The sequence below is a fragment of the [Phormidium] sp. LEGE 05292 genome, from assembly GCF_015207735.1.
Classification (GTDB): domain Bacteria; phylum Cyanobacteriota; class Cyanobacteriia; order Cyanobacteriales; family Aerosakkonemataceae; genus Floridanema.
The window spans coordinates 1-26,328 of record NZ_JADEWG010000092.1 but is presented as its reverse complement, the minus strand read 5'-3'; the positions used below and the strand labels follow the sequence as shown (position 1 = coordinate 26,328).

The following is a 26,328-nucleotide window of genomic DNA, read 5'->3' as shown; positions in this document are numbered from 1 at the left end:
CCCCATCTCCCCATCTCCCCCTATCTTTTGCTCAACAAAGATTGTGGTTTTTATATCAACTTGCACCAGACAATCCTTTTTACAATATACCTACTGCTATTCGCTTAATTGGGAAGTTGGATCAAAGGGCATTAGAGCGATCGTTTCAGGAAATTGTACATCGTCATGCTGCCCTTCGCACCACATTTAAAACCATTGATGGGCAACCTGTACAAATTGTTGAATCTGAGATTAAATTTGAATTATCAGTGGTAAATTTGCCAAGGGTTGCTGTTAGTGACAGAGAACGTATTAGCGAACAATTAGCAACAGCTGAAGCACAACGTCCTTTTAACTTAACAACCGATCGACTTTTGCGAGTAACGCTGCTACAATTTGACTCAAATGAAGCGGTTTTATTGTTAACGCTACATCATATTGTTGCTGATGGTTGGTCATTGGGCGTACTGATTCGGGAATTAGCTTATTTTTACACAGCATTTGTTGAAGAACGATCGCCACAATTGCCCCCATTACCAATTCAATACACTGATTTTACTTGCTGGCAACACAATTGGTTAAAGGGGAAAGTTTTAGAGGAACAATTAGCTTACTGGCGTAAACAATTACAAGATTTGCCAGTGTTGGATCTGCCAAGCCATCGCCCTCGTCCAACTGTTCAAACTTACCGAGGTGCAACTTTTCCTCTGCAACTTTCCCCCACTCTCACTCAAGGTTTAGAAACTTTGAGTCAGCAGTCAGGCGGATCGTTATTTATGACTCTTTTGGCAGCTTTTCAAACTTTGCTTTATCGTTATACTGGGCAGGAAGATATTGCGATCGGATCTCCCATTGCTAACCGTCATCGCAGTGAGTTAGAAGGATTAATTGGCTTTTTTGTTAATAGTTTGGTGATGCGCTCGGATTTATCTGGAAATCCTACCTTTCGGGAATTACTCGATCGCGTTCGGAATGTAGCTTTGGAAGCATACGCCCATCAAGATTTACCATTTGAAAAATTAGTAGAAGAATTAGATCCCGATCGAAATCTCAGTCGTAATCCCTTATTTCAGGTTGCTTTTGCTCTCCAAAATGCCCCGATTCAACCATTAAAACTGCCAGGTTTGATGCTAGAACCTGCAAGTTATGAGTCAGGAAGTACGCGGTTTGATCTAGAGGTTCACCTGTGGCAATCTACTCAAGGATTGGGAAATTTATGGCAATTTCAAGAAGGGTTGAGTGGTTTTATTTCCTATAGTGTTGATTTGTTCGATCGCGATCGAATTCAACGTTTAGCCGAACATTTTCAGATTTTACTCGAAGGCATTGTTGCTAATCCTGATACTAATTTGTCAGATTTACCTTTACTGTCGATCGCAGAATATCAGCAAATTGTTATCGAATGGAATCGATCCCCCCTAACCCCCCTTACCAAGGGGGGAACTGATTCGGAAGTCTCCTTTGTTGGGCGGGAAAACTACTCTGAAGTCCCCCTTGTTAAGGGGGAAATCGAATTTAAAGTCCCCCTTGTTAAGGGGGAAAACTACTCTGAAGTCCCCCTTATTAAGGGGGATTTAGGGGGATCAATAAAGGAGTGTTGTTTCCACCAAATTTTTGAAAAACAAGTGCAATCTACTCCAGAGGCGATCGCAATTGTATCAGAACAAAAATTTCTCACTTACAAAGAACTTAATCAAAAAGCCGATCGACTAGCGCAAATTTTGAGACAAATGGGAGTGCAAGCAGATTCTTTGGTTGGGTTATGTGTCGATCGATCTGCTGATATGGTAATTGGGATTTTGGGAATTCTCAAAGCTGGTGGTGCTTATGTGCCACTCGATCCAAATTATCCGAACGATCGGCTTCATTTCATGTTAACTGATACTCAAGTTTCAATTCTGTTGACTCAATCCTGGTTAGTTGAATCTTTGCCAGAATTGTCAGCACAAATAATTTGTTTGGATCAACCATCTGTCAATGTGGAATTATCCCAAATCTCAGTTGATTACTCTCTTTTTTTTGAACCGCGAAGACGCGAAGAACGCGAAGAGAACACGAAGAAGATAAAGGCGGTAACTAATCAGTTAACTCCCTTAACTCCTGACAATGTTGCTTATGTAATCTACACTTCCGGTTCTACGGGTACACCGAAAGGAGTTCTTCTGACTCATCGCGGTTTATGCAATGTCGTTGAGGCACAACAAAATGTCTTTCATCTATCTCGAAATAGTCGAATTTTGCAATTTAGTTCTCTAAGTTTTGATGCGTCAATTTTCGAGATTGCTTTAGCATTAGGTTCTGGTGCTACTTTATATATTCCTCCCAAATCTGCACAGCTACCGGGAATGGAATTATTGCAATTTCTCAAAGATAATGCGATTACTCATGCTTTGTTAACTCCGGCAGTTTTAGCTGTTTTACCATCTGCGGAACTTCCTGCCCTTCAAGTATTAATTACAGGTGGAGAAGCTTGCTCAAGTCAAGCGATCGATCGCTGGGCAAAAAACCGTCACTTTTTCAACGCTTATGGGCCCACAGAAACTACTATTTGGGCAACAGTTGCGGAACTTTTTCCCGGCGATAATCCTTTAACAATTGGTCGTACAATCCTCAATATTCAAGTTTATATTCTCGACGCTAATTTGAATCCTGTTCCTGTTGGTATTCCAGGCGAATTATACATTGGCGGCACAGGAATTGCACGAGGTTATCTTAATCGCCCAGAGTTAACAAAAGAGAGGTTTATTAATCTTGAATTCTTCAATTCAAAAAACGAAGCGGTAGAGACGTTGTATACAACGTCTCTACCGTCAAAACTTTATAAGACTGGCGATCGCGCTCGTTACCGCAATGATGGTGTTATCGAATTTCTTGGAAGAGTCGATAACCAAATTAAAATCAGAGGTTTTCGAGTAGAATTAGGCGAAATTGAAGCAACGTTAAAACGCCATCCAGCAATTAAAGATGCAGCGGTGATTCCCTCCGATGAAATGCGTTTAATCGCTTACTTTAGCCTCGATGTCCAACATTTTCAGCAAAATGTTTTACCATTGCTTGAAACTCAACAAATCCAACATTGGCAAACTCTTTATAACCAAACTTATAAACCCACAAATCAAACTCAAAACTTTAATATTACAGGTTGGAATAGTAGCTACACAGGCGAATCGATTCCAGTTGAAGAAATGCAAGAATGGGTGAGCGATCGCGTTCAGCAAATTTTCGCCCTTAAACCCAAAAGAGTGTTAGAAATTGGTTGTGGTACTGGATTATTACTATTTAAAATCGCGCCTCATTGTGAAAAGTATTTAGCCACAGACTTTTCAATGGTTGCTTTGGAAACTATTCAAAATCAATTAAATAATCTCAATTTACCTCAAGTCGAACTATTGCACCGAATGGCAACTGATTTTGAAGGTATTGATGCAGCATCATTTGATGTGGTGATTTTGAATTCGATCGTCCAATATTTCCCCAGTGTGGATTATTTAATGCAAGTAATCGATCGCACAATTCAAACAATCGTTCCCGGTGGGGTTTTGTTTATTGGCGATGTCCGAAATCTGCCTTTACTAACAGCTTTTCATACTTGGGTGCAATTTTGTCAAGCCGATGCAGCAATGGAAAAAAGCCAACTTCAGCAACTAGTAAATCGATCGCAATTTGCGGAACCGGAATTAGCGATCGATCCTAAATTATTTTATGCTTTGCGCGATCGCTTTCCCCAAATTCAGCAAGTACAAATTCGTCTTTCACGCGGTCGAAATCAAAATGAAATGACACAGTTTCGCTATAATGTTTTGCTGCATATAAAAGATGAATTCGCCAACTCTAATCAACCTATAGCTAAATCGTCAAACTTCATTCAAAAACATAATTGGACACTTAATACCATTACAGTTGAAGAAATCAAAAATAATCTAATTGAGACTAAACCAGAATTATTCATGATTATAAATGTTCCAAACAGTCGGGTGAATTCTGCTGTCAGAACTGTAAATTGGCTTCGTAATAAAGAAACTCCAAAAACAGTGGGACGAATGCGAGAAATATTGCAGGATTCTGCTGAAAAGGGAATCGATCCTCAAGATTGGTGGGATTTGGAAAAGGTGCTACCTTACAATGTAGAGATTACTTGGTCAACTGAAACTCAAACAGGTGAATATGATGTACTATTCATTCGACATGACGTTGATATAATAGTTGATTGTTCCATTTCTGAACAACTAAATCAATCTTGGCATCACTACACCAACGAACCACTTCAGTCTCAATTTGCCCATCAACTTATTCCTGAACTCCGTGATTATCTGAAACAAACTTTACCCGATTACATGATACCTTTCGCTTTTGTACCATTAGAAACTCTGCCTCTGACTACTAATGGAAAAGTCGATCGCCAAATCCTCCCAACTCTCAATGACAATTCCATTGAGCAACGAAATAAAGAAATCGCTCAACTAACCCCAACAGAAGCAACCCTTTCTGATATTTGGAAAGAACTCTTGCGACTGAAAAACGTAAATATTCAGGACAACTTTTTTGAATTAGGAGGACATTCGCTTTTAGCAACACAAATGACTTCCCGCGTGCGCGATGTTTTTGGAATCGAACTACCTTTAAAAAGTCTGTTTGAAGCACCAACGATCGCGCAACTAGCCCCCATCCTAGAAACCTTGCGCGACACCACTTTAACCCCAAAAGTTCCTCCATTAGTTAGGCTCGATCGTTCTGCTTACCGTCACAAGCGATCGTCTCCAGCACAGCACTCTGCACAATCAATCTTAAGTGAAGAAAATTATCAAATTTCTCAAATTCTAGATTTGCAAGAATCTTCAGCTAACGATCAGGTCATCGTCTCTGATAGATCGCCCCTAGTTCCCTTAACTCTTGGAGGAAGCAAACAACCCTTTTTCTGTGTGCATCCCATGTTCGGAGTTGTGTTTCCCTACTTGGAACTGGCGCATCATTTGAATAGCGATCGCAGTTTTTACGGACTGCAACCATTAGGATTAGATGGAAAAGCCCCGCCTTTAAATCGAATGGAAGCGATCGCATCCTATTACATTCAAGCAATCCAAACCATTCAACCACAAGGCCCTTATTTCCTGGGAGGATGGTCTTTCGGCGGACTAGTTGCCTTTGAAATGGCGCAACAACTAACACAAGCAGGACAGCAAATTAATCTTTTGGCAATTATTGACACGACCGCACCCAGCAACAAACCCTCTCTTTGTCAAAGTCTCAAGTTTCTCTTGGGAACTGCTCTCTGGTCTGTGCTACCATTTTTGCTCGACTATAGCGCACTTGCCACAAATCGCTGGCAATGGTCTGCGATCGAGCGTTTGCTTTCCGAAGAATCCCGATTAAAGCTATTAGATGAATCTGCGATCGCACCCATGCTAAAAATCTTCTATGCTAACGCTCAAGCAGCTTACCGATATATACCAAATAATTACCCCAACCGGATCGCAGTATTTAAAGCTACAGAACAAATTGATTCTGTTAAACACGATCGAACTTTAGGCTGGAGTAAATTGGCAAGTGACATTCAACTGCATCAAGTACCCGGAAATCACCTATCTCTATTGAAACCACCCCATGTTCAAATCCTAGCTCAACAACTTGGGCAATGTTTGTCTTAAATAATGCAACGTATCGCACCTCATACCAAATCCGGGTTAGCTACCCCTGTTATCCTCTTCTTCTTTCTTCGTGTCCTTCGTGTCTAAGTGCTACGCACCGCTACGCGAACGTGGTTCAAAAAAAAATTTAGTATAACGGGGGTTTTCAAGCCGGATTTGGTATCACCCACCAATCCCTGAATACAAATATTTTCCGTGAATTTCTACCTCTGTCATCAGAAAATCACTATATTTATCATGACTTTTAATAAAAGCAGTTTCATTTGTCCCTTCACAATAAGAATAAGTCGGTGGATTTTCTCCTTCAGAAAGTCTAAAAAAGCTGAATTGATAACCCTGGTGCATTAAGAATACAAAGGAATCCTTTGGCAAAGATTCAGGAAAATCATTTTCCTCTAAAAGCTCGATCGCCCAGTCTTTTAAAACCAACAAATCTTTAAAAAAGCAATCCGAACCCCGCAGAAATTTACCCGCACCATGTCCCATCAATAAAAGAAATTCTTGATAAGCTTTTGGCAGCAAAATTCCTAATTTTTTTTCAAGTTCAATCACTTCATCCTGAGTACATCCCACTAATTCATCTGGCGATGCGAGTTTTAGTTCTATCAGTTGTTTTTTGACCCGATCTAGGTACATGACTACTAACTCCTTTAAGCCTCGCCTGCATAGTTTACTGTGAGGATAATGTTGGGAAACCGCCTGCGGAATTGTTCTATAACATTAGTACAGGAATCACAAGGCGATCGCTCGGTGAACAGATTAATTTTTCCTTCAATTTCTGGAGTTTGAGCATATCGAAATGCCAGTTCTTCCAGTAGTTTATATTCACTATCATAAGCCCGTGAATGTCCAGGTGGTACTTCATAAGTTACAAATAAAGGCTGTTGAGGTAAACCCACCGTTCCTGGGCGAGTCGCTCGACCGCTAATAGCTATCAGTTCCCCAGTATCACCGTTAATTTCAAACTCAGCAATAGCTATATTTTTGTAAAGCGATACACGAAACTGCTCCCGAATTTGGGCGACTCTTTCTGAGGTCATAATATTATTTTTTTTAACACTATCCCCATTAAATTATTATCTGGTTGTGTTGTTTGGGCATCTCAACTCTTTTTTTGCCAGACAGGTAAGTTCTTCGGTTCAGAAGCCTTCTAATCCAAACTAATACTAGAAAACTGTCCTGAATCATAACTCGACGGTAAAACTTTGACCTGCTACTGTAATGCGATCGCCTTCCACTAATTGTCTTCCGCGTCGCGTTTCTAGGCTACCATTTACTTTCACTTCGCCTGATAGAATCATCAGCTTTGCTTGTCCCCCAGTTGACGCGATTCCCTTTAACTTCAAAAATTGATCGAGCTTAATTGTTTGATTTGTCATAGCTTACTTGTGTTAACTTCCCTTACCAATCCACTCTAATCCAGCTTGTAACGCCGCTTGTGGTGAAAAGTAAATTTTATTAAATCCAAACACTTGTCCACCGGGACTGAGAATGCGAAACTGCCATGCTTCGGTAGATGCGTTATAGAACACAACTAAAGTAAACTGGCGGATGGCAACAACTGAGTCAATTCTAGTACCACTCATATTTGAGATCGATCGAGTAAGTTTCTTTCTGGCTAATTTAGCTTAATGTTCTTCTGGAAAAACAGGCTGTCTCTTAGCACCATTTCACGTTAAGGTTCATACAAATAATTTGTAGGGGCGGGTTTAGCCGATAACTTGGGCTAACCACCATCAAATTTTCAACAAAACCCGCCCCTACCAGATAGGTGTCATTCATTTCGTGAATTGGTATTACTTATAGTGATAAGTAAACCTGATTAATTCGGGAAATGCTTCTTTGAGTAACATTACTTATTGACATACTTTATCTTAGATATAACCATATAGTTATTAAAACAACCAATCAAGCAGTAAATTTACTGGCAGAAATTTAAGAGGCTAACTTATGGGCAAACTATATGACGAACTAGAAAAAGACATCTTATATCAACATGGGATGAATGCCTGTTTGAATTGCGGTGTATGCACAGCGGTTTGTCCAGCAGCCGAATTTAATGAATACTCTCCCAGAGAAGTCATGAACATTGTGCAATCACAAAATGATGAGTTGATTGAAGAGTTGTTGAAATCCGACAAAATTTGGTATTGTGGGCAATGTTTTTCTTGTAAAACTAGGTGTCCCAGAGGCAATAATACAGCTTCAGTAGTTCTTGCTTTGCGCCGACTTTCGATTCGTCACGGTTATTTTGCTGAGTCAGAAAAAGGCAGACAGCAGTTATTTGCCAAGCGAGTATTCGGGGAAAATGTACTGAAAAGAGGCTATACATTATTAGCAGAAAATATTACCCCCGCTCACTTTCCAGAATTGGGTGAAAACTGGGAATACTATTACGAACATAGAGCCGAAATGCGCCAATGGTGGGATGTACCAATGAACTTGGAAAATAGCCCAGGCTCTCACCGAGTTATTCCCGAAAAAGACATGGAAGAATTACGGGCAATTTATCAAGTGACAGGTGCATTAGAATTAATGGATGCCGTAGAAAAAGGCATGGAAAAGAAACTCGGTAGCAAACAAGAAGTCGAAAAATACTGGCAAAATTGGCTAGAAACCGCTGATAGCAGAAACTACGAAATTCAAGACAACAAATAGGGAGAAAAAGCATGAAATTAGCTGGAAAAAATCTAGCATGGGAAAGACATCACAAGCACGTACCAACAGTAGATGAAGAAGGCGGAAAATTATGGGGTTGTTTTCGTAGTTGTTTCCTGCAAAGCGCCGCACCTTACACCGAAGGCATTGCTTACAAAATCCTGAAAAATGATTTGGGCATGGAACTGAGAGAAGCGCCGGGACATACTTCTTGTGGAGCGATCGGATATCACGGCGATGTCTCAAACTTGCAAACCCAAATGGTAGTAGCAGCCCGAAATTTCTCCGTTGCTCATCATGAATTAGGTGTAAATAATCTATTTTCATTTTGTGTTACTTCTTTCGCTAATTACACAGAAATGATTAAACTTTGGGAAGAAGAACCAGAGTTGAGAGAATATACAGAAAAAACCTTAAAAGAAACCACTGGGCGAGAATTTTGGGTGCCTCATGTATCAGGAGGAAAACCTTCTGTTGTTCATGCTTCCGATGTTTTCTTTGCCAATCGTTACAAATTAGCAGAAAAAGCTAAATATAGTTTGAAAGGAATTAAAGCTGTCGATCATATTGGGTGTCACTACGCGAAAATTTTTCCCGATCATGCAATGGGTGGCGCGGAATTTCCACAGGTTTTAGTAGGAATGTTAGAAGCTTTTGGTGCAGAGATTGTTGATTATCCAGAACGTCGCCATTGCTGCGGCATGGGTTTCCGGCAATGTGCTTTTCCAGAAAACAGAGACTACACAGCAAGTAGTGTTTATAAAAAAATGAAAAGCTTGAAGGAAGCACACCCAGATTGCAATTTAATTCTTACTAATTGTCCGGGATGCACGGTGTTTTTAGATGCTGAACAAGGAACCATCAAAGATGTGTTAGAAGAAGAATTTAATGTTTGCATTTTGGATTATGCACAGTTGACTGGGTTATTGTTGGGTTACGATCCATTTAAAGATTGTGGATTGAATGCAAAAGTTGTTCCTATAGAACCTTTGCTGGATAAAATTGGCATTCCTTATGATAAATCAAAAACTGCTGAAGAACGCAGAAGACCTTTTTAAATCCCCGCTAATTTACCTTAAAACGGGGGAATTAACTTAAAATTCCCCTTTTTAAAAATTGAGGGTTTTTTGGAAGACAAGAGCGAGAAATTTTGCAAACTAGAAAAACTAAAGGTAAAAGAAATGAACAAACAAGTAGTAGTAATTGGTGGTGGACCTGCTGGAATGGCGGCGGCGGGAAAATTGCAAAACTTTGGATATGATGTAGTTTTGATTGAGAAGAAAGCTGAAATTGGGGGGCATTTAAACAAGTGGTATAAAGTGTTCCCTGACTTTACTGATGCTTCCGAAATTACCGCGAATCTAAAGTCTGGTTTGGGGAAAACTAGGATTTTAAATAATACTACCGTCACACAAATTAAAGGTTCTGCTCCTAATTTTAAAGTGACTGTATCAACGGGAGAAGAAATTGAGGCGGCAGCGATTCTAGTTTCGACTGGATTTAAACATTTTGATGCCACTTTGAAAGAAGAATACGGCTACGGAATTTATGATAATTGCATTACTTCGGTAGAACTGGATGCGATGCTGAAGGCGCAAAGTGTGAAAACTAGATCAGGTAAAGCGCCGAAAAAAGTGGCGATGATTCACTGTGTTGGTTCTCGTGATGAAAAGGTGAATAATAATCACTGTTCGCGAGTCTGCTGTACAAATGCAATTAAGGTCGCAATTGAGATTAAAGAACAAAATCCAGATTGTGAAATTTATTGCCTTTATATGGATATTCGGGTATTTGGTCGCGGTTATGAGGAACTTTACCGAACTTCTCAGGAAAAGTTTGGAGTGCAGTTTCTCCGGGGTCGGCTTTCTGAGGCGGGTGAGAAAAATGATGGCACTTTGTTGCTGCGGTTAGAAGATACTTTAACGGCAAAACCGATGCGCTTAACGGTCGATCTTCTGGTTTTGATGGTGGGAATGGAGGGGAATTCAGAGTTAGCAGAGGTGGCTGGTTTAAAGGTGGGTTGCGATCATTTCTATACCACTGCACATCAGCAATATTCTAATAATGCTTCTACTCAGAAAGGTATTTTTCTGGCTGGGGCGGCAACTGGGCCAAAGGCGATTATGGAATCAATTACGGATGGGCGATCGGCTGCGTCAGAAATTGCTGCTTTTTTACTTAGCGCAGAAGCAAGTATTCAAGCAAATTCCAATGGGCAATTAGTAACTGGAATTGCAGTTTAAATTCACTAAGGTTGAAAACAATGGCAGCAAAGAAATGTTTTTTTGGCATGAAGGTCGATCGCCAAGTTGATGGCGATAAAATGAACCCAAATTTCCTCAAAAAAGTGATATCTGAAGGTGGAGATGGTGCAGCGATCGCAGCTTGTATGCAGTGTGGCACTTGTAGCGGCGGATGTACGAATATTGACCGCATGGATTTGTCACCGAGAAAATTAATTTTAATGGTGCAAAGAGGCGATTGGGAAACAGTTTTAAAAAGCGAGAGTCTTTGGTTATGTACATCTTGTTACACCTGCACATCTAGATGTCCTCGTGGAGTTAGACCTTCCGATGTGATTGAGGCGGTGAAGGCGATCGCCATTCGCGAAGGAATCCAAAATGATTCCACTCGGTTCAATCAAATATTTGTGGAATTAGTTCAAAAACGAGGCATCCTTTTTGAACCAGAATTAATGCAAAAATATGGTGGAATGGAAGCAATGCTGGAACAAGCAAAATTGGGTATTCAATTAGCTTTAAAAGGCAAGATGTCACCTTTCCCCGCAAAAGTTAAAGACCCGAAAAAGTTTAATGAAGTTTTAGAAAAAGCGAGTCAGAAATGAAATATTCATACTACCCTGGATGTAGTCTGCATACAACTGCGAAAGAGTTTGATATTTCCACCCAAATAGTGATGCAGGAACTAGGAATTGAGCTACAAGAATTAGAAGATTGGTCTTGTTGTGGAGGTTCTGTAGCTGCTGGGGTTTCTCATGATGTTGGTATGGCTTTAGCGGCTAGAAATGTGGCTTTAGCACAAAAGCAAAACCTCGATCTTTTAGCATCTTGTTCTGGTTGTTATAATAAGTCAGCTAGGGCAGTCAAAGCATTAGAAAATGAAACCGAAAAAGAAAGAATTACTGCCATTCTTTCCGAAATGGGAATATCGGTTTCTGACTACAATATCAGAGTGAGAAATGTTGTAGATGTTTTAGCTAATGATATTGACATTTCAGCGAAAATTAAAAGACCATTAAAGGGTTTAAAAGTAGCTTGTTATTATGGTTGTTTGTTGACTAAACCAGCAGATATAACCGGATGGGATTCTCCTGTTTTTCCTATGTCAATGGATAAGTTATCGAAAATTTGCGGCGCTGAGGTGGTGGATTTTCGATCGAAAACTAAATGTTGCGGTGGCCCAATTTTAGTACCAAAACAAGATGTGGTTTTTGACTTAACCAAGCAATTACTCGATGAAGCAGTGTCTTTAGGTGCAGATTGCATTGTTTTGGCTTGTCCATTATGCGCTACTAACTTAGAATTAAGACAACCAGATATTGAGAAGAAATACAATGTTTCTTACAAACTGCCAATTCTTTATATCACTGAAATAATTGGGTTGGCTTTAGGGATTAAACCAGGAAAATTAGGAATCAACAAACATATTGTTTCGCCAAAACCTGTTTTAGATAAATTGGGAATCTGATTGTTTACGAATATGGCAGAAGGCAAAAAGGAAAAACCGTAAAAACAAGCGTTCTGGCTTTTCATCTTGCCTTAACTGAGATTTTGCACCACGAGGCGGAGCCTCTATTTCTCGTTCCCAGGTTGAACCTGGGAACGAGGGAGGGGAGGTTCTACCTCCTTTCTGGAGCAAGGTCTGAGTTTTGATAATTATTTAAAGTTGTTTTCACCCATAAATTTATGGAACGGGATACAGCCATTTGCGAAATAATTTTGTTAGAAATGGCATGATCAGGTAGGTGAGCAAAACAACAGTGAGTCCTGTACTAATTAGTTGCTGGAGCAATACAGGCAACCCAAACAACAACGGTGCTACTAGCAAACGATTCAGCATAAAGATAGTGACAAATACTCCCAACCATGTCACCAGCGCCATTTTGTAGCGGGGTGGTGGAGGCTTCATCGGCTGGTTTGAGAGAGTAAACCAGGTTTCCAATCCGGTCAGTGTTTGAATTGCTTCAGGCTTTTCAATCAAGGGCTGCAATCGCTCAATCCACTCTCGCCGAACATCAGATTCTAGCCAGGTCTTGAGATTATCGTAGCAATCGAACTTGAGAATGACTACGTACTCAGGATGGGCGTGATCCTGGGGTCGAATAGCACTGACACCCAAATGTCCCTTAAATTTTCGTGCATCTGCGGCGATGCCACGAAACCATGTTTCGTAACCTTGCTCGCGCCCTGGTTTCACTACATGACAGATCACAGCGGTGACTAAATAATTGTCTTCACTGGTATTAATGGCTAATGGTTCATCCAACATAGAATTTAATGTTCTGGGTAATTTGATTGTTAAGGTAAAGTCACAGTTGAGGAAATGTAAAGTATTTTAGCGGCTACTTTAAACTAACTGTTTTGTCTGGCTTTTGTTGGTAAAACGATCGTAAATTCTGTTCCTTGCTCTGGGGTAGAATTAACTTCAATGGAACCTCCATGTTTTTCGACTACTATAGATTTTGCGATCGCTAATCCCAATCCCGTCCCTTTTCCGACTCCTTTGGTTGTAAATAAATGGTCAAATATTTTTTCTTTTATCTCGTCTTGTATTCCTAGCCCATTGTCAAAGATGCAAATTTCAACCCATTCCTGAGATTTCATTTTTGTCCGAATTGTGATGCTATTTGATTGGTTTTTTGACTGTTCAAAGTTGTGCTTAACATTCGATTCTTCCAGGGCATCAATAGCATTAGCTATGATATTCATAAACACCTGATTTAATTGTCCGGGGAAACATTCAATTGGTGGCAAATCTCCGTACTCTTTCACTACCTCGATAGCTGAACGATGTTCGTTGGCTTTCAATCGGTGTTTGAGAATCAAAAGCGTACTATCAATTCCCTCGTGAAGATTGAAGGGAACTTTGTAATCTTTGTCTGCTCTGGAGAAGGTGCGGAGACTGGTACTGATATCTTTAATCCGATCGCAACCGACTTGCATCGAATCCAACATTTTCGGTAAATCTTCTAACAGATATTCGATCTCAATTTCTTCGGCTTTTTCTGTAATTTCTTCTCCGGGATTGGGAAATTTTTCTTGGTAGAGTTGCAGGTATTCGGTAATATCTTTGACGGCAGCGATCGCTTCATTAATATTACCCGAAATAAATCCAACTGGGTTGTTAATTTCGTGAGCTACCCCAGCCACGAGATTTCCGAGTGCTGACATTTTCTCGCTCTGCACAATTTGTAATTGCGCTTGTTGTAAATCTGCTAAAGCTTGTTGAGCTTGTTGATACAGTAGCGCATTCTCTAACGATATCGCTGCTTGGGAAGAAAGAAGGTGAATAATTTGTAAACGATCGCTGGTAAATACTCCGTTGGTCAGTTTATTTTCCAAATAGATAATTCCTACCAAGTTTCCTCGATCGACAATCGGCGTGCAACATAAACTTTGAGGTTTATGGATTAACAGATAGTCTCCAATTAAACCAGGGATATCTGTTTCGAGGCGATCGATAATCACTGTTTTTTGGGTATTCTTGACATATTGAATAATTTTCAGAGGCACATCTTGACTAGTATCTATGGGTTGGGACTCAAGAACAGTTTGAATGTCTACTGAATTTTCCTGATGATGGACACAAGTAATTGCTCTGACTTGCAAAGTCCCGTTTTGGAGGAGAATTAGAACTGATTTTTTAGCTCCAGAGTTTTGTAAGAGAATGCGCGTGAGACTAGCCATCAATTCATCGAGTTCAATACTACTAGAAATGGCTTGAGCCGCTTTGAGCAAGGAGGCGAAATCTAGTGCATTGGAAATACTGCTACTGCTAGAACTATAAGTGGCAGTATTTTGAGACAAGGTAAGATTAGCAATACTTTCTAAGGGATTGATGCTGAATTGTTGCTGTTGCAGGATGGGTTGCAATAATTGGGGATAGCGTTTTTCTAAGTCATTGATTTTAGCTTTTGCGCCCCAACGAGCATAACCGTAGTAGGCTTCCTGCATATAAGTTTGGGCAATTTTTTCTTTGCCCCAGTCCAGGTAGAATTTAGCGGCGAGTTCGTTAGCCAGAGCTTCTTCTTGGGTGTATTCGTTGGTTTTGGCGAGAGCGATCGCCCGATCGTATAATTCGATCGCTGCGGTTTTTTGCCCTAAGATTCGACATTTTTCCGCTTCTACTAAATCAAACTTATGTTGATAATTCATCGGGGCATGGTGCGCCCAGTGTTGTAACTGAGTTTGGTTTTCTGTGACAACCTGCAATGCTGCTGAAGTTTCATTTAATTGTGGATTCAATTGTGCCAGAATCCGCAAAGAATCATAAAGATAAAATACTGCTTCGCTGACTAATCCTGCACCAGCCATAAAATAGCGCCTGACTTCAATCGCATGATTTTTAGCTGGCTCAATTTCTCCAAACAAGAAACAAAGCATTAGTTTATACAAATAGAAAATATATAACCCATATCCATCATTGGTAGACTGTAACTGTAGAAGAAATTCCTTTTCTTCCAGGGCTTTACCAGACAAAATAGTGGGATGTTCTGTAACACCTAGCAGATTTAAAACAGCTTGCCAATAGATCCGACAATAATTGGCGGTTGTCAATTGATTTAATTGCATCAAACTATGGCAATAGGCGGAAATATTCTGCTCTAAGGTAGCCAGGGGTTGATTGCACCAAAAAGAATTGAGACAAAAAGTGTGTCCATTATATCCAGCAAGTACCAGGTTTCCAAATTCTAGGGCAACGGTGTAACCCTCTTGCAAGAGGGGTAGTGTTTCTTTAATGTGAGATTTGCGGTGGACGATAAATATCCCCAAGATCATCAAAACATCTGTTTTACTTGCTTTGGCATCGAGTTTTGAAATAATCTGGAGTCCCAGGGAACCAAATTGCGAGCCCGTATCTACGGCTTGTAAGAAATTGCAGAGAATACTGCCATAGGTTGCATAGCCTAAAGCAGAAGTCGATGTGTTACCGTACTGAATTGATAGTTTAACGGACAAACTATTCAGCAATGGGTACAGCGCAGAGCCAGAGAGGTAAGCTGCCGGGATAATGAAATTGACAATTTTAAGAGCACCAAGTTTTTCTGCATCTGTCATTTCAGGCAAGTGAACTAAATCGGCAATTTCCCTATTTCCAATGAGTTCTTCAATCTCTTGGATATCCTGTTGCAGATCTGATGGTGTGGGTGTTTCAGGAAAGGTGATGCCAAGCTGTTGTAAGACTTGTTGACCGATCGCGATCGCAAAAGCGAATTTACCTTGGGAAATTTGAGATTGAATTCTAATGCAGTAAACATTCACTTTTTCAGATAGGAAGCGTGTCTGTTGAATGACAAGATCGACGAACTGTTCCACCGCCTCAAAATCACCGTTGAGCATTGTCACTTCTGCCGCTAATTCATGTAAGGCGAGGGTCATTTCATACTGCTGTTGCCAAGCGTCTGTTCCCAGCAGTTGCAGTCCGACGCTGGCATATTCGCGGGCGGCTTGATAGGCGGTGGCGGCTCTGGCTTTGCGGCAAGCTGTGAGGTTGAGTCGTGCTAATTCGTCTCTTTCTGTTTGCTCGACAACCAGAGGCGTTCCATAGTTTAATTGATTGACGAGTTCAAATATGCGTTCTTCTCTGGCTTCTGGTGAAATTTGTTGCAGTAGTAGTTGTCCGATTTGATAGTGGACGATCGCGCGATCGCTTTCTGGTATTAAAGAATAAGCGGCTTGTTGGACGCGATCGTGCAAGAAGCGATATGAAACTGTTGGAGAAGTTGTGCGATCGATCTTTTCTTCTTCTCCCACATAAAATTTATAAACTTCACTTTGGGGTAAAATGAAACCTTCTTGTAAAGTTTTCCACAATGCCGTTGCGGTTTCAATCTCTGAATTTTGCGAAACAATTGCCAATGTTGCCAAATCGAATTGATTCCCAATACAAGCAGCTAATTTTAAAACAGATTGCGTTGCGATCGGCAATTTCTGTAATTGCTGCGCCATAAACTCAACCACATCATCGGTGAGTGCTGCGGCACGAACTTTGCTAATATCACACTGCCACCCCCCTTGACTTCCCCCCTTACTAAGGGGGGAATTAGGGGGGTTAAATGCAATCAATCCTTCCTGATGTAAAGCTCTCAAAAATTGAGTAGCAAAAAACGGGTTTCCTTTGGTTTTTTGATAGACTAATTCTGTTAGCGGTTGCGCCACATTAGCAGAACAAGTCAGCGTCTCTGCCACCAACTGATTCACACTGTTTATAGCGAGTGGTGCTAGCGTCATTGTGTTAACAGTTGCACCAGCTTTACCGATCTCATCGAGAGTTAACATTAACGGATGCGTGGCGGAAACTTCATTGTCACGATAGGCTCCAATTAGTAGCAAGTGATTGGACTGAGATTCACTTATGAGTAACTGCATTAATTTTAAAGATGCCGAATCTGCCCACTGTAAGTCATCCAAAAATATAACTAAAGGATGCTCTTTAGTGGTGAAGACAGAGATAAATTTTTGGAATAGCAAATTGAAGAGATTTTGAGCAGCAACACCCGATAATTCTTGGGTTGGAGGTTGCTGTCCGATAATCCGTTCTAGTTCGGGAATTACTTCAATAATTACTTGTCCGTTTTCACCAAGGGCGGCTAAAATTTTGCTCTTCCATGCTTGGATTTGGGCATCGGTTTCACTGAGCAATTGTTCCATTAAATCGCGGAATGCTTGCACGAATGCAGAGAAAGGAATATTGCGATTGAACTGGTCGAATTTACCTTTAATAAAGTAGCCGTGTTGTCGGACGATCGGTTTATGAACTTCATTAACTACAACGGTTTTTCCGATTCCCGAAAAGCCTGCGACAAGGATCATTTCGCTGTTTCCTTGCGCTACTCTTATCTCCTGCGGAGACGCTACTCTTTCAAAGGCTTCTAAAAGTTGTTGTACCTCTTGTTCTCTACCGTAGAGTTTTTCGGGAATGAGAAAGCGATCGCACAGATCCTTTTGGCCTATTTTAAAACCCTCAATTTTCCCTGTTTCTTGGAGTTGAAGTAAACATTTTTCTAGATCGGCTTTTAGTCCTAACGCACTCTGATAGCGATCTTCCACATTTTTTGCCATCAATTTGCTGACAATCTCTGAAATTACCAAGGGAATTTCTGCGTTAATTTCCTGTACTGATGGTACTGCTTTGGCGATATGGCAATGCACTAACTCCATCGGATCGTTTGATTCACATGGCAACTTTCCTGTTAGTAATTCGTAGAAAGTAACACCCAAAGAATAAAAATCAGTCCGGTAATCAATCCCCCGATTCATTCTTCCTGTTTGTTCGGGAGAAATGTAAGCCAGCGTTCCTTCTAACACATTTGGATTAATCAGAGTTTGCGTTTCTCTTGGCAATAAAGAGGCAATGCTAAAGTCGATTAATTTGACTTGTTTAGTTTGCGGGTTAATTAAAATATTGTTGGGTTTAATATCTTTATGAATAATGCGTTCCTGATACAGAATATCTAAGGTTTCGGATATGGCGATCGCTAAAATTAAAAATTCGATAAGAGATAGCGGGTTCTCCTTTTTCGATATCCATTCTTTTAACGAAATGCCTCCAAAGTCTTCCATTACCAAAGCATAACCATTTTGATATGACTCTAAGCTATAAGTTTGAATAATTCCGGGTTGATTGAGGTTTTTAGCAATAGTATACTGATTGCGAAATTGCACCAGTTCGCTAAAAGTAGGATATTGATTGCGTAATATTTTGATTACTACAGATTGTCGATAATCCTTTGAAGAGGCTGCACCATCTCTCTGCCGAATCCCTCGATATACCAAAGTTCTGGAACCTGCATAGATTTGTTCGGTAATCTGATAATCCAACATATTTGTAATTGCAACCATATTCTATTTGCCCCTTTTAAATGTAGTTTAACAATGCAGAATTTTACTTTTACAAGTAGGAATATCACCCGTTATCTGCCGAAATTAATTGACAAATAAACTGGACTCGTGACTTACCTAAAAAATGGTTTTTTCCCAGATTTCCGTTGAACAGCAAATTATCGACGAAGAAATCGGATTAATAGCCTAATTATGCGTAAGTAAGTTATGAGCGACGCTACTTCCATGTTTTTCTAGCAAATATCATTTTAAGACATGGTTTAATCCTCAACTACTCTAATAGCGATATATTTGGTAAGTTAAGATATTTTAAAATCAACGATATCAGAGACTTTACCCCTAACTTTGCCGCTACAGGAACCGTAAAATTGCTAGATGTGCAATTCAAATCCTGATTCTGTCGTTAGATGGATTCACTTATTTTACCATTACTATTCAAGTTGATGAAGAGATTAAGACAGTATTTGAGCAAACTAATCGTAAGATTCAGCAATAGCTTTACTAGGAATATCAAGAAAGTTTTGGTTACTTCACCTTCTCTATGTTATGCCTGTAGAGAGTTGCAAAGGTTAAAAGATGTGATAATCTGGCGATCGCATCTTGGCAAAAAATGAGGATAGGTGTTTATTCCAGTCTATGAGTTGCCAGTAAATTTTGAGTTCCGTGAGCGGTGTTTGTATTCTGTGGGTTTAGGACAGTGGTGTTTTTTGATGAGTGGCGCTAAAATAATCCTATAATTATTAGAATTGAAAATAAATAAAAACAATGTCAACAGTTTATCGGGTAAAAGCTAGCGAACTAGATAGTTCTTTTTTAGAAGAAATCAAAAATACTTTTGGGGATAAAGAAATTGAAATCATTGTTTCCCAATTTGATGAAACTGAATACCTTTTAAAATCAGAAGTCAACAAAAATCGACTGTTGAGCGCGATTGAAAATGTTACACAGAGGCAAAATTTAGTTGAAGTTAACTTAGAGGATTTATAATGAGCAGAAGGATTGTTTTTGAATCTTCTGCCTTTGCAGATTTTACTGAATGGGTAAAGTTAGATAAAAAGATTTCTCGCAAAATTGTTGAATTAATTAAGGATATAGAGCGATCGCCCTTTGAAGGATTAGGTAAACCTGAACCTCTGAAATACGAGTTAAGTGGTTTTTGGTCAAGACGGATTGATAACGAACATCGTTTAGTTTACCAAGTTACAGATGAAGAAATTGTCATAGTGGCTTGTAAATATCATTACAGTGAATAATTGAATAAAGTTTGGTGAAAAGATAGTGGGGTAGTGGCGATCGCATCTTCCCAAAAAATTAGGCTGTGGTGTTTTCCCAGTCTAGGAGTTGAACGAGGTTGAAAGTAGGGGCATTACTATGCCATAATAAGGCAATTAAATTCACCTTTAGTTATGACAATGAATACCCGAACCTTAATCAATAAAAATTATGCTGAAGAGAATTTATGTAAATAATTTTAAATGCTTGGTCAATTTTGAATTGACAGTAGATAGCTTAAATCTAATTCTGGGAGCAAATGGATCGGGGAAAACTACGGTTTTTGATGTTTTAAGAAAACTACAGAAATTTATTTTAGGCGATCGAGCTTTCCAGCAATATTATAAAGTATCAGATTTATTTACTATCCAAGATTTAACCAGATGGCAAAAATCCGATATTCAAAAATTTGAATTAGATATTGAAGGAAATCGGGGAATTTATAAATATACCCTAGAGATCCAACATCAAGGAGAGTATGCACCGCCTAGAATGCGTCTAGAAAGCTTAACTTTTGATGGACAACCTCTGTTTAATTTCTGGGTTGATGCAGACGATAGAGGTATACCTGTAGGTCAAGCTAGGCTGTATAATGACGATCCTAATCGTGAAGGTGCTTTCTTACCCTTCTTTGATTGGTCGCGTTCTGGCATTGGTTTTATTTACGAAAGACCTGACAATCAAAAGCTTACATGGTTCAAAAAAAGGATTGCAAACTTTTTTATTGTACAGATAAACCCTTTTGTCATCGAATCGGAAAGCCGTCAGGAGGCAATTTTACCAAGCTGGGATATGTCAAACTATGCAGCTTGGTACAGCTATTTATCTCAGGAATCTCAAGGTAAAATACTTAAGCTAACGCTGGAATTACAAAAAATTATTCACGGATTTGATTCATTTCAAAATTCTAAATCTGGTGATGTTAGGATCTTGTCGGCATCTTTTAACCGTCCCAGCAAAGCTACTTATAGACTTAATGAATTATCACACGGTCAAAAAGTTTTAATTGCGCTGTACACCTTAATATATTGTTCTCCTGATGATAATTTTACTCTGTGTATTGATGAACCAGAAAATTTCCTTGCTTTACCGGAAATACAACCTTGGTGGGGAAAGGTGATGGACTATTGTCTGGAAAATCAAGCACAAGCAATATTAATTTCTCATCACCCATTGTTAATTAATTACTTAGCTAGCAACTCAGGTTATTGGTTTGAAAGAAGAGATAATGAAGCTGTCAGAGTGCGGCGAATTACTGATACGGTCGAGGGAGGTTTATCAGTTGCTAAGCTTATAGAACTTGGATGGATTTATGACGAGTAGAGATGATTTACCAGAAGTAGCCATTCTCTGTGAAGATATTGACCAAGAGCGATTTATCAGAGAATATTTGATCTGTCGGGGTTGGGACGATCGCAAAATTAAAGACTTTGGCAATCCTAAAGGGAGAACAATTAAGAATAACAATGCTTTGATAGTCAAGTATTATCCAGATCTAATTAAAAGTTATAGAAGCCGCCGTAATTATAGAAATATTGCTGTAGTGGTGATGATTGATGCTGATGAAGATGGCCTGTACGATAAAATGCGTTCTTTACATATAGCATTAGACGAAACAGCAGGTAATTTAAACCGAGATCCGCGACTGCCTAACGAGAAAATTGCTATTTTTGTACCCGCCCGAAATATTGAAACTTGGTTTTATTACATTAATAGGTATTTAGAAGATCAAGAATGTAATGAACTTACTGATTATAAAGATAAAGCAATGAGTACCAAAGAGAGGATTCAATTGGCTGAACGATCAGCAAGAATATTAGCTACAGAAATATGTCCTCTGGGAGTAGATCAGATTGATTTGCCTTCTCTACGTTATGCCTGTAGAGAGTTGCAAAGATTACTGTCTTAAACTTGGTATGTGAGGAAGCATAATCTTATCTTTTTATATTGGAACTATAAGCTTGCAATTGTGGCAAAGTTATGGGTCAAGTCACGACAAATAATCTGTTAATCGACACTAGGGGTAGGTTGAAAGAACGAGATGTTCACCTGCAATGGGTTGCCTTTGGCTTTCAACAACCTTCCCGGCTAGGGGTGGGTTGAAAGATAATTCATACTGTAATTTCGATTATTGATAAAAATGCAATTAAATAACTGGAGGGTTGAAAGGAGTGCTTCAATGGCTTTAAATTTTAGGTAATGTCTCATGTAAAAAGTGCTGAACGACATTAATTTGTTAACAGTGACAGAAAACAGTTGAGCGACATTAATCTGTTAATAACGACATTAATTCGTTAATGACGACATCAATCTGTTAACGACGACAAATAATGTGTTAATCGACAACAGCTTTGCTGAGTATTAATGTACCCATTGGTTTGCAATATGGAAAGAATCCGGGAGAGATTCGTATACAGGGGAAAGGTCAGAATTTGTTAACCGAAAAGGGTGGCGCAACGGGAAGTTTTGATAGTTCCTTGAATCCCTTAGAGGTTAAATCAGGAAAAACCTTAACCATAGTTGGTGGCAACGTAATAATTGATGGGGGTATTTTACAGGCTCCGGGCGGTCGTGTAGAGATAGGTGGACTAGCAGGAGAGGGAACGGTAGGACTCAATGCTGATGGAAGTTTGAGTTTCCCTCAAGGTGTGGTACGTGCGGATGTATCGATTAGCAAACAAGCTGGGATTAACGTCATTGGATCTGGTGGTGGAAGCATTACTATCAATGCTGGAAATTTAAATATTTTAGGACAAAGCTTGCTGAGAGCGGGGATAGCAATAAATACGGGTTCGCTTGAAAGTTTGGCGGGAGATATCACGATCGATGCTACCGGAGGGATAACAATTTCCTCCAGTCGAATTGAGAATAACGTTAATTCTGGTGCTAGTGGAAGCGGTAATATCTATATTAATGCTGGTGGTAATTTCTTAGGTGAGAGCGCTCAAATTGATAGCAGCAACTTAGGCACTGGAAATGCGGGAAATGTCTTGATCATTGCTTCGGATAATATTAACATCCAAAAAAATAGCCAAGTTTTCAGCGATGCTTACGGAGCGAATTCTGGTGGAACGGCGGGATATGTTTACATAAGTGGCGAAAAATCGGTCAATATCAGCAATAGTATCATTACGGCTGAGAGTTATAGTGACTTAGCACCAACTAAAAATACTGGCGACCAAAACGATTTTAAACAAACAGGTAATATCTGGATTAACAGTGGCTCGATCGCGTTAGATAGCTTAACTCTGAGTACCAGTCTTTACGGTTCCGGTGTTGCAGGAAACGTATATCTTACCGCCACCGATAATATAAATATTGGCAAAGAGAGCACCATTAGCAGCGATGCTTTCAACGGAAATACCAGTTCTGAAGGAACGGCGGGAACAGTTTATATAAAGGCTGGTAATTCATTCAATCTGACAGCAAATAGCAGCATCACGGCTGACAGCGTTAGCAGCTCTAACAATTCTGTTGTTGGGGGACTAATCTATATTGAGGCTCCCACAGTCAACCTATTGGATGGAGCTAGATTAAGTACCAACACCTATGGTTCTGTAACAGCTGGAGACATTACAATTAATGCTAGCGATACTTTCACTATTGCCAATAGCACGATATCAAGCCAAGGGAATGGCACAGCGACGGGCAGTGCGGGTAACATTAGTATCGATGCCAGGTCGGTTTTTTTAAGCAATAACGCACAGGTGGATACCAGTAATTATGTCAGCGGAAATGCTGGTAATGTGGAAATTAACGCCGCCAATGATTTGTCTGTTAACAATAGCAAGATTTATAGCGATACCTTCAACGATAATACAAACTCTGGAGGGGGGTTTGCCGGATATATTAGCTTAACTGCTGGGAATTCCATCACTGTCGCTAATAACAGCAACATTACCGCTGAGAGTTACGGTAGTGGGGGAAATACAGGCAGTGAAGGGAGTATTAGTTCTGGAAACTCTGGCAACATCGACTTAACAGCTCAAACAATCGCGCTATCAGATAACACTACATTGAGTACCAACACCTATGGTTCTGCACCAGCTGGGAACATTACAATTAAAGCTAGCAATACTTTCACTATTGCCAATAGCAGCACGATATCAAGCCAAGGAAAGGATGGAGCAACGGGCAGTGCGGGTACGATAACTATCGACGGTAGCAACCAAGTTTCTATCAGCAATAGTTCAATAACGAACACCAGCAACAGCAATATCGGAGATGGCTACGGTAACATCACCATCAGAGCGTCACAAGGATCGTTATTGTTCGATCAGGCTACCATAGACTCTACTAACACTGGGTCAGGATATGCGGGAGATATTATATTGAATGCCCGCGATCGAGTTGAAATCAACCAAAGTAATATCAACAGCAATGGAAATTATGGAACCATCTCTATTGGCAAAAATCGTGACTTGAACGAGGAGAATTTCTCACCAAGGGTAGTGATCGTTAATAATTCTCAATTAACGACTAATAATAAGGCTTCTAAGGCTGCGGAAGATGAGGGAATTGATGCTGGAGCGATATCTATTGATGCGATCGATCGTATTTCCCTAGTCAAAGGTTCTTCGTTACAAACGCTCACCAACCGAAAAGGAAATGCTGGCAGCGTAACGATAACCTCAGAAAAAGGAGAAGTTTCTTTAGAACGTAGTGCGATCTTCAGCACGGTGGAGCCGGGAGGCAAAGGGAAAGGGGGCAACATTGAAATTACAGCCAAATCCGTTTCTGTGACTGGTGGCGCTCAACTAACTGCCAGCACTAGTGGCACAGGGAATGCCGGGAGTGTCAAGATTACTGCCAGCGATGTTGTTTCTTTTGCTGGGGTTGCAGATGGATTCCCCAGTGCAGCCTTCAGCAGTGTGGCGGCGGGAGGCCAAGGGAACGGGGGCAACATTGAAATTACAGCCAAATCCGTTTCTGTGACTGGTGGCGCTGGACTAACTGCCAGCACTAGTGGCACAGGGGATGCCGGGAGTGTCAAGATTACTGCCAGCGATGTTGTTTCTTTTGATGGGTTTGCAGGTGGATTCTCCAGTGCAGCCTTCAGCATGGTAGAGAGTGAAGGCAAAGGGAAAGGGGGTGGCATTGAAATTACAGCCAAATCCGTTTCTGTGACTGGTGGCGCTGCACTAACTGCCAGCACTCGTGACAAAGGGGAAGGGGATGCCGGGAGTGTCAAGATTACTGCCAGCGATGTTGTTTCTTTTGATGGGGGTGCAGCCTTCAGCACGGTGGAGCCGGGAGGCAAAGGGAAAGGGGGCAACATTGAAATTACAGCTAAATCCGTTTCTGTGACTGGTGGCGCTGCACTAACTGCCAGCACTCGTGGCACAGGGGATGGCAGTGCGGGTAACATTACTATCAACGGTAGCAAGCAAGTTTCTATCAGCAATAGTTCAATTACAAACAAGAGCGAAGGCGATAACACAAATGACTACGGTAACATCACCATCAGAGCGTCACAAGGATCGTTATTGTTAGATCAGGCTACCATAGACTCTACTAACACTGGGTCAGGATATGCGGGAGATATTATATTGAATGCCCGCGATCGAGTTGAAATCAACCAAAGTAATATCAACAGCAATGGAAATTATGGAACCATCTCTATTGGCAAAAATCGTGACTTGAACGAGGAGAATTTCTCACCAAGGGTAGTGATCGTTAATAATTCTAATTTAACGACTAATAATCAGGCTTCTCTGGCTGCGGAAAATGTTCAAAATCCTCCAAGTGATACATTTTCTGGAGATATATCTATTTATGCGAGCGATCGCCTTTCCCTAGTCAAAAGTAACATTACTGCCAATGCTACAAGAGGAGTAGAGGGTGGAAATATCGAACTAGATTCTAAATTTTTACAGTTGCGGCAGACTAGCCGCATTGCTACCAACGCTTCTGGCACTCAAGTCAACGGTGGCAACATCACCATCAAAACCGATATCCTCGCCGCTTCAGAAAATAGCGACATCAGCGCCAACTCGAAAAATGCCTTTGGCGGTAACGTTAAGATCAACGCTAAAGGTATCTTTGGCTTACAGCCACGCACCAGAGAAGAACTGCAAAGACTACTCCATACTAACGATACTAACGATTTAGATCCGAGAAATCTGCCCACTAACGACATCACCGCTACAGGAGCAACTAATTCTTCAAGCGGTAACATCACTATCTTCACCTCGGCAGGTGACCCCACTTCTGGCTTAGTGGATTTACCTGCATATCCTATTGATGCCACCTCGCTAGTTGCCTCTACCTGTCGCCCTCGCGGTGGGGAGCAAGGCAAATTCATCTTTACTGGCAGAGGCGGCTTGCCATCTAACCCCAATGAAATTATCAGAAATGAAGCAACTTGGATGGATTTGAGAGAGATAACTTTGGCAGAAGGCGGGAAAGCAGGGGAGCAGAGGACTAGGGGAACAGGGGAGAATCAGGAATTAACCTCTATTGTCGAAGCTCAAGGATGGATGAGAAATTCTCAAGGGCAAGTGGTTCTTGTTGCAGATACGGCAACGGCAACATCTCAAAAATCTACTTTTATACTTCAATATTGCCATGAGTAATAAACTATTTAGAAAAAAAGCGGCAGTGAATAAAAAATGGCTAACCCGCTTTTCTCTTGCAGTTTTAGCCGCCTTTTTCAGTGCCGGAGTTTCCCTTGCCTCTTCCGAAATTGGCAA

At 40.5% G+C, this 26,328-nt stretch carries 17 protein-coding genes; 11 read left to right on the top strand and 6 right to left on the bottom strand.

The annotated features are described in order from the left end of the window. The coding region (locus tag IQ264_RS21790) for a non-ribosomal peptide synthetase (protein ID WP_193982908.1) at positions 1 to 5,624 on the top strand (5,624 nt) is incomplete at its 5' end. A 162-nt stretch (positions 5,625 to 5,786) separates the two neighbouring features. Here the strand turns inward: IQ264_RS21790 and IQ264_RS21785 are convergent. The 4 genes from IQ264_RS21785 to IQ264_RS21770 all read right to left on the bottom strand — a co-directional run bounded on the left by IQ264_RS21785 (position 5,787) and on the right by IQ264_RS21770 (position 7,210). Then, positions 5,787 to 6,260, bottom strand: coding sequence for an SMI1/KNR4 family protein (locus IQ264_RS21785; protein WP_193982907.1), 474 nt, complete (start codon positions 6,258 to 6,260; stop codon positions 5,787 to 5,789). A gap of 14 nt (positions 6,261 to 6,274) precedes the next feature. Continuing rightward, positions 6,275 to 6,664 (bottom strand): deaminase domain-containing protein, encoded by a 390-nt coding sequence (locus IQ264_RS21780; protein WP_193982906.1) that lies wholly within the window; start codon positions 6,662 to 6,664, stop codon positions 6,275 to 6,277. Between the two features lie 144 nt (positions 6,665 to 6,808). Then, positions 6,809 to 7,003 (bottom strand): RNA-binding S4 domain-containing protein, encoded by a 195-nt coding sequence (locus IQ264_RS21775; protein WP_193982905.1) that lies wholly within the window; start codon positions 7,001 to 7,003, stop codon positions 6,809 to 6,811. A gap of 12 nt (positions 7,004 to 7,015) precedes the next feature. Then, a complete protein-coding gene (locus IQ264_RS21770) occupies positions 7,016 to 7,210 on the bottom strand; it encodes a hypothetical protein (protein WP_193982904.1) in 195 nt (64 codons plus the stop codon). Positions 7,211 to 7,574: 364 nt separating this feature from the next. On the opposite strand from IQ264_RS21770, the gene IQ264_RS21765 reads away from it, so the two are divergent. The 5 genes from IQ264_RS21765 to IQ264_RS21745 all read left to right on the top strand — a co-directional run bounded on the left by IQ264_RS21765 (position 7,575) and on the right by IQ264_RS21745 (position 11,990). Continuing rightward, positions 7,575 to 8,282, top strand: a complete 708-nt coding sequence (locus IQ264_RS21765; protein WP_193982903.1) for a 4Fe-4S dicluster domain-containing protein — start codon at positions 7,575 to 7,577, stop codon at positions 8,280 to 8,282. 11 nt (positions 8,283 to 8,293) lie between these two features. Then, positions 8,294 to 9,340 carry a heterodisulfide reductase-related iron-sulfur binding cluster gene (locus IQ264_RS21760; protein WP_193982902.1) on the top strand — a complete coding sequence of 349 codons (1,047 nt, stop codon included), beginning with the start codon at positions 8,294 to 8,296 and terminating at the stop codon, positions 9,338 to 9,340. Positions 9,341 to 9,463: 123 nt separating this feature from the next. Beyond that, positions 9,464 to 10,525 carry an FAD-dependent oxidoreductase gene (locus IQ264_RS21755; RefSeq protein WP_193982901.1) on the top strand — a complete coding sequence of 354 codons (1,062 nt, stop codon included), beginning with the start codon at positions 9,464 to 9,466 and terminating at the stop codon, positions 10,523 to 10,525. A 20-nt stretch (positions 10,526 to 10,545) separates the two neighbouring features. Beyond that, positions 10,546 to 11,127 carry a 4Fe-4S dicluster domain-containing protein gene (locus IQ264_RS21750; RefSeq protein ID WP_193982900.1) on the top strand — a complete coding sequence of 194 codons (582 nt, stop codon included), beginning with the start codon at positions 10,546 to 10,548 and terminating at the stop codon, positions 11,125 to 11,127. After that, positions 11,124 to 11,990 (top strand): CoB--CoM heterodisulfide reductase iron-sulfur subunit B family protein, encoded by an 867-nt coding sequence (locus IQ264_RS21745; RefSeq protein WP_193982899.1) that lies wholly within the window; start codon positions 11,124 to 11,126, stop codon positions 11,988 to 11,990. The genes IQ264_RS21750 and IQ264_RS21745 overlap by 4 nt, the downstream gene beginning before the upstream one ends. A gap of 216 nt (positions 11,991 to 12,206) precedes the next feature. Here IQ264_RS21745 and IQ264_RS21740 read toward each other — a convergent pair whose 3' ends face one another. Together IQ264_RS21740 and IQ264_RS21735 are read right to left on the bottom strand one after the other, a co-directional pair. Next, positions 12,207 to 12,791 (bottom strand): antibiotic biosynthesis monooxygenase, encoded by a 585-nt coding sequence (locus tag IQ264_RS21740; protein WP_193982898.1) that lies wholly within the window; start codon positions 12,789 to 12,791, stop codon positions 12,207 to 12,209. Between the two features lie 83 nt (positions 12,792 to 12,874). Next, entirely contained in the window at positions 12,875 to 18,364 is a 5,490-nt protein-coding gene (locus IQ264_RS21735; protein ID WP_193982897.1) for a trifunctional serine/threonine-protein kinase/ATP-binding protein/sensor histidine kinase, read from the bottom strand. 765 nt (positions 18,365 to 19,129) lie between these two features. On the opposite strand from IQ264_RS21735, the gene IQ264_RS21730 reads away from it, so the two are divergent. The 5 genes from IQ264_RS21730 (at position 19,130) to IQ264_RS21710 (ending at position 26,211) form a co-directional block, all read left to right on the top strand. Continuing rightward, complete coding sequence (locus tag IQ264_RS21730) at positions 19,130 to 19,351, top strand: hypothetical protein (RefSeq protein WP_193982896.1); 222 nt, start codon at positions 19,130 to 19,132, stop codon at positions 19,349 to 19,351. Next, a complete protein-coding gene (locus IQ264_RS21725; RefSeq protein WP_193982895.1) occupies positions 19,351 to 19,617 on the top strand; it encodes a Txe/YoeB family addiction module toxin in 267 nt (88 codons plus the stop codon). Before IQ264_RS21730 ends, IQ264_RS21725 begins: the two co-directional genes overlap by 1 nt. Positions 19,618 to 19,807: 190 nt before the next feature. Then, on the top strand, positions 19,808 to 20,959 hold the full coding sequence (locus tag IQ264_RS21720; RefSeq protein WP_193982894.1) for an AAA family ATPase: 1,152 nt from the start codon (positions 19,808 to 19,810) through the stop codon (positions 20,957 to 20,959). Further along, the gene (locus IQ264_RS21715) at positions 20,949 to 21,545 is read left to right on the top strand and encodes a hypothetical protein (protein ID WP_193982893.1); all 597 of its coding nucleotides are present in this window, start codon (positions 20,949 to 20,951) and stop codon (positions 21,543 to 21,545) included. Before IQ264_RS21720 ends, IQ264_RS21715 begins: the two co-directional genes overlap by 11 nt. Positions 21,546 to 21,987: 442 nt before the next feature. Further along, entirely contained in the window at positions 21,988 to 26,211 is a 4,224-nt protein-coding gene (locus IQ264_RS21710) for a beta strand repeat-containing protein (RefSeq protein WP_193982892.1), read from the top strand. The last annotated feature ends 117 nt before the right edge of the window (positions 26,212 to 26,328 follow it).

Excerpts from the sequence above, each read along its gene's own strand:
- IQ264_RS21730 (WP_193982896.1), top strand. The coding sequence starts at position 19,130 with ATGTCAACAGTTTATCGGGTAAAAGCTAGCGAACTAGATAGTTCTTTT.
- IQ264_RS21745 (WP_193982899.1), top strand. The coding sequence starts at position 11,124 with ATGAAATATTCATACTACCCTGGATGTAGTCTGCATACAACTGCGAAA.
- IQ264_RS21755 (WP_193982901.1), top strand. The coding sequence starts at position 9,464 with ATGAACAAACAAGTAGTAGTAATTGGTGGTGGACCTGCTGGAATGGCG.
- IQ264_RS21770 (WP_193982904.1), bottom strand. The coding sequence starts at position 7,210 with ATGAGTGGTACTAGAATTGACTCAGTTGTTGCCATCCGCCAGTTTACT.
- IQ264_RS21780 (WP_193982906.1), bottom strand. The coding sequence starts at position 6,664 with ATGACCTCAGAAAGAGTCGCCCAAATTCGGGAGCAGTTTCGTGTATCG.
- IQ264_RS21760 (WP_193982902.1), top strand. The coding sequence starts at position 8,294 with ATGAAATTAGCTGGAAAAAATCTAGCATGGGAAAGACATCACAAGCAC.
- IQ264_RS21725 (WP_193982895.1), top strand. The coding sequence starts at position 19,351 with ATGAGCAGAAGGATTGTTTTTGAATCTTCTGCCTTTGCAGATTTTACT.
- IQ264_RS21750 (WP_193982900.1), top strand. The coding sequence starts at position 10,546 with ATGGCAGCAAAGAAATGTTTTTTTGGCATGAAGGTCGATCGCCAAGTT.
- IQ264_RS21765 (WP_193982903.1), top strand. The coding sequence starts at position 7,575 with ATGGGCAAACTATATGACGAACTAGAAAAAGACATCTTATATCAACAT.
- IQ264_RS21740 (WP_193982898.1), bottom strand. The coding sequence starts at position 12,791 with ATGTTGGATGAACCATTAGCCATTAATACCAGTGAAGACAATTATTTA.
- IQ264_RS21715 (WP_193982893.1), top strand. The coding sequence starts at position 20,949 with ATGACGAGTAGAGATGATTTACCAGAAGTAGCCATTCTCTGTGAAGAT.
- IQ264_RS21775 (WP_193982905.1), bottom strand. The coding sequence starts at position 7,003 with ATGACAAATCAAACAATTAAGCTCGATCAATTTTTGAAGTTAAAGGGA.
- IQ264_RS21785 (WP_193982907.1), bottom strand. The coding sequence starts at position 6,260 with ATGTACCTAGATCGGGTCAAAAAACAACTGATAGAACTAAAACTCGCA.
- IQ264_RS21720 (WP_193982894.1), top strand. The coding sequence starts at position 19,808 with ATGCTGAAGAGAATTTATGTAAATAATTTTAAATGCTTGGTCAATTTT.
- IQ264_RS21735 (WP_193982897.1), bottom strand. The coding sequence starts at position 18,364 with ATGGTTGCAATTACAAATATGTTGGATTATCAGATTACCGAACAAATC.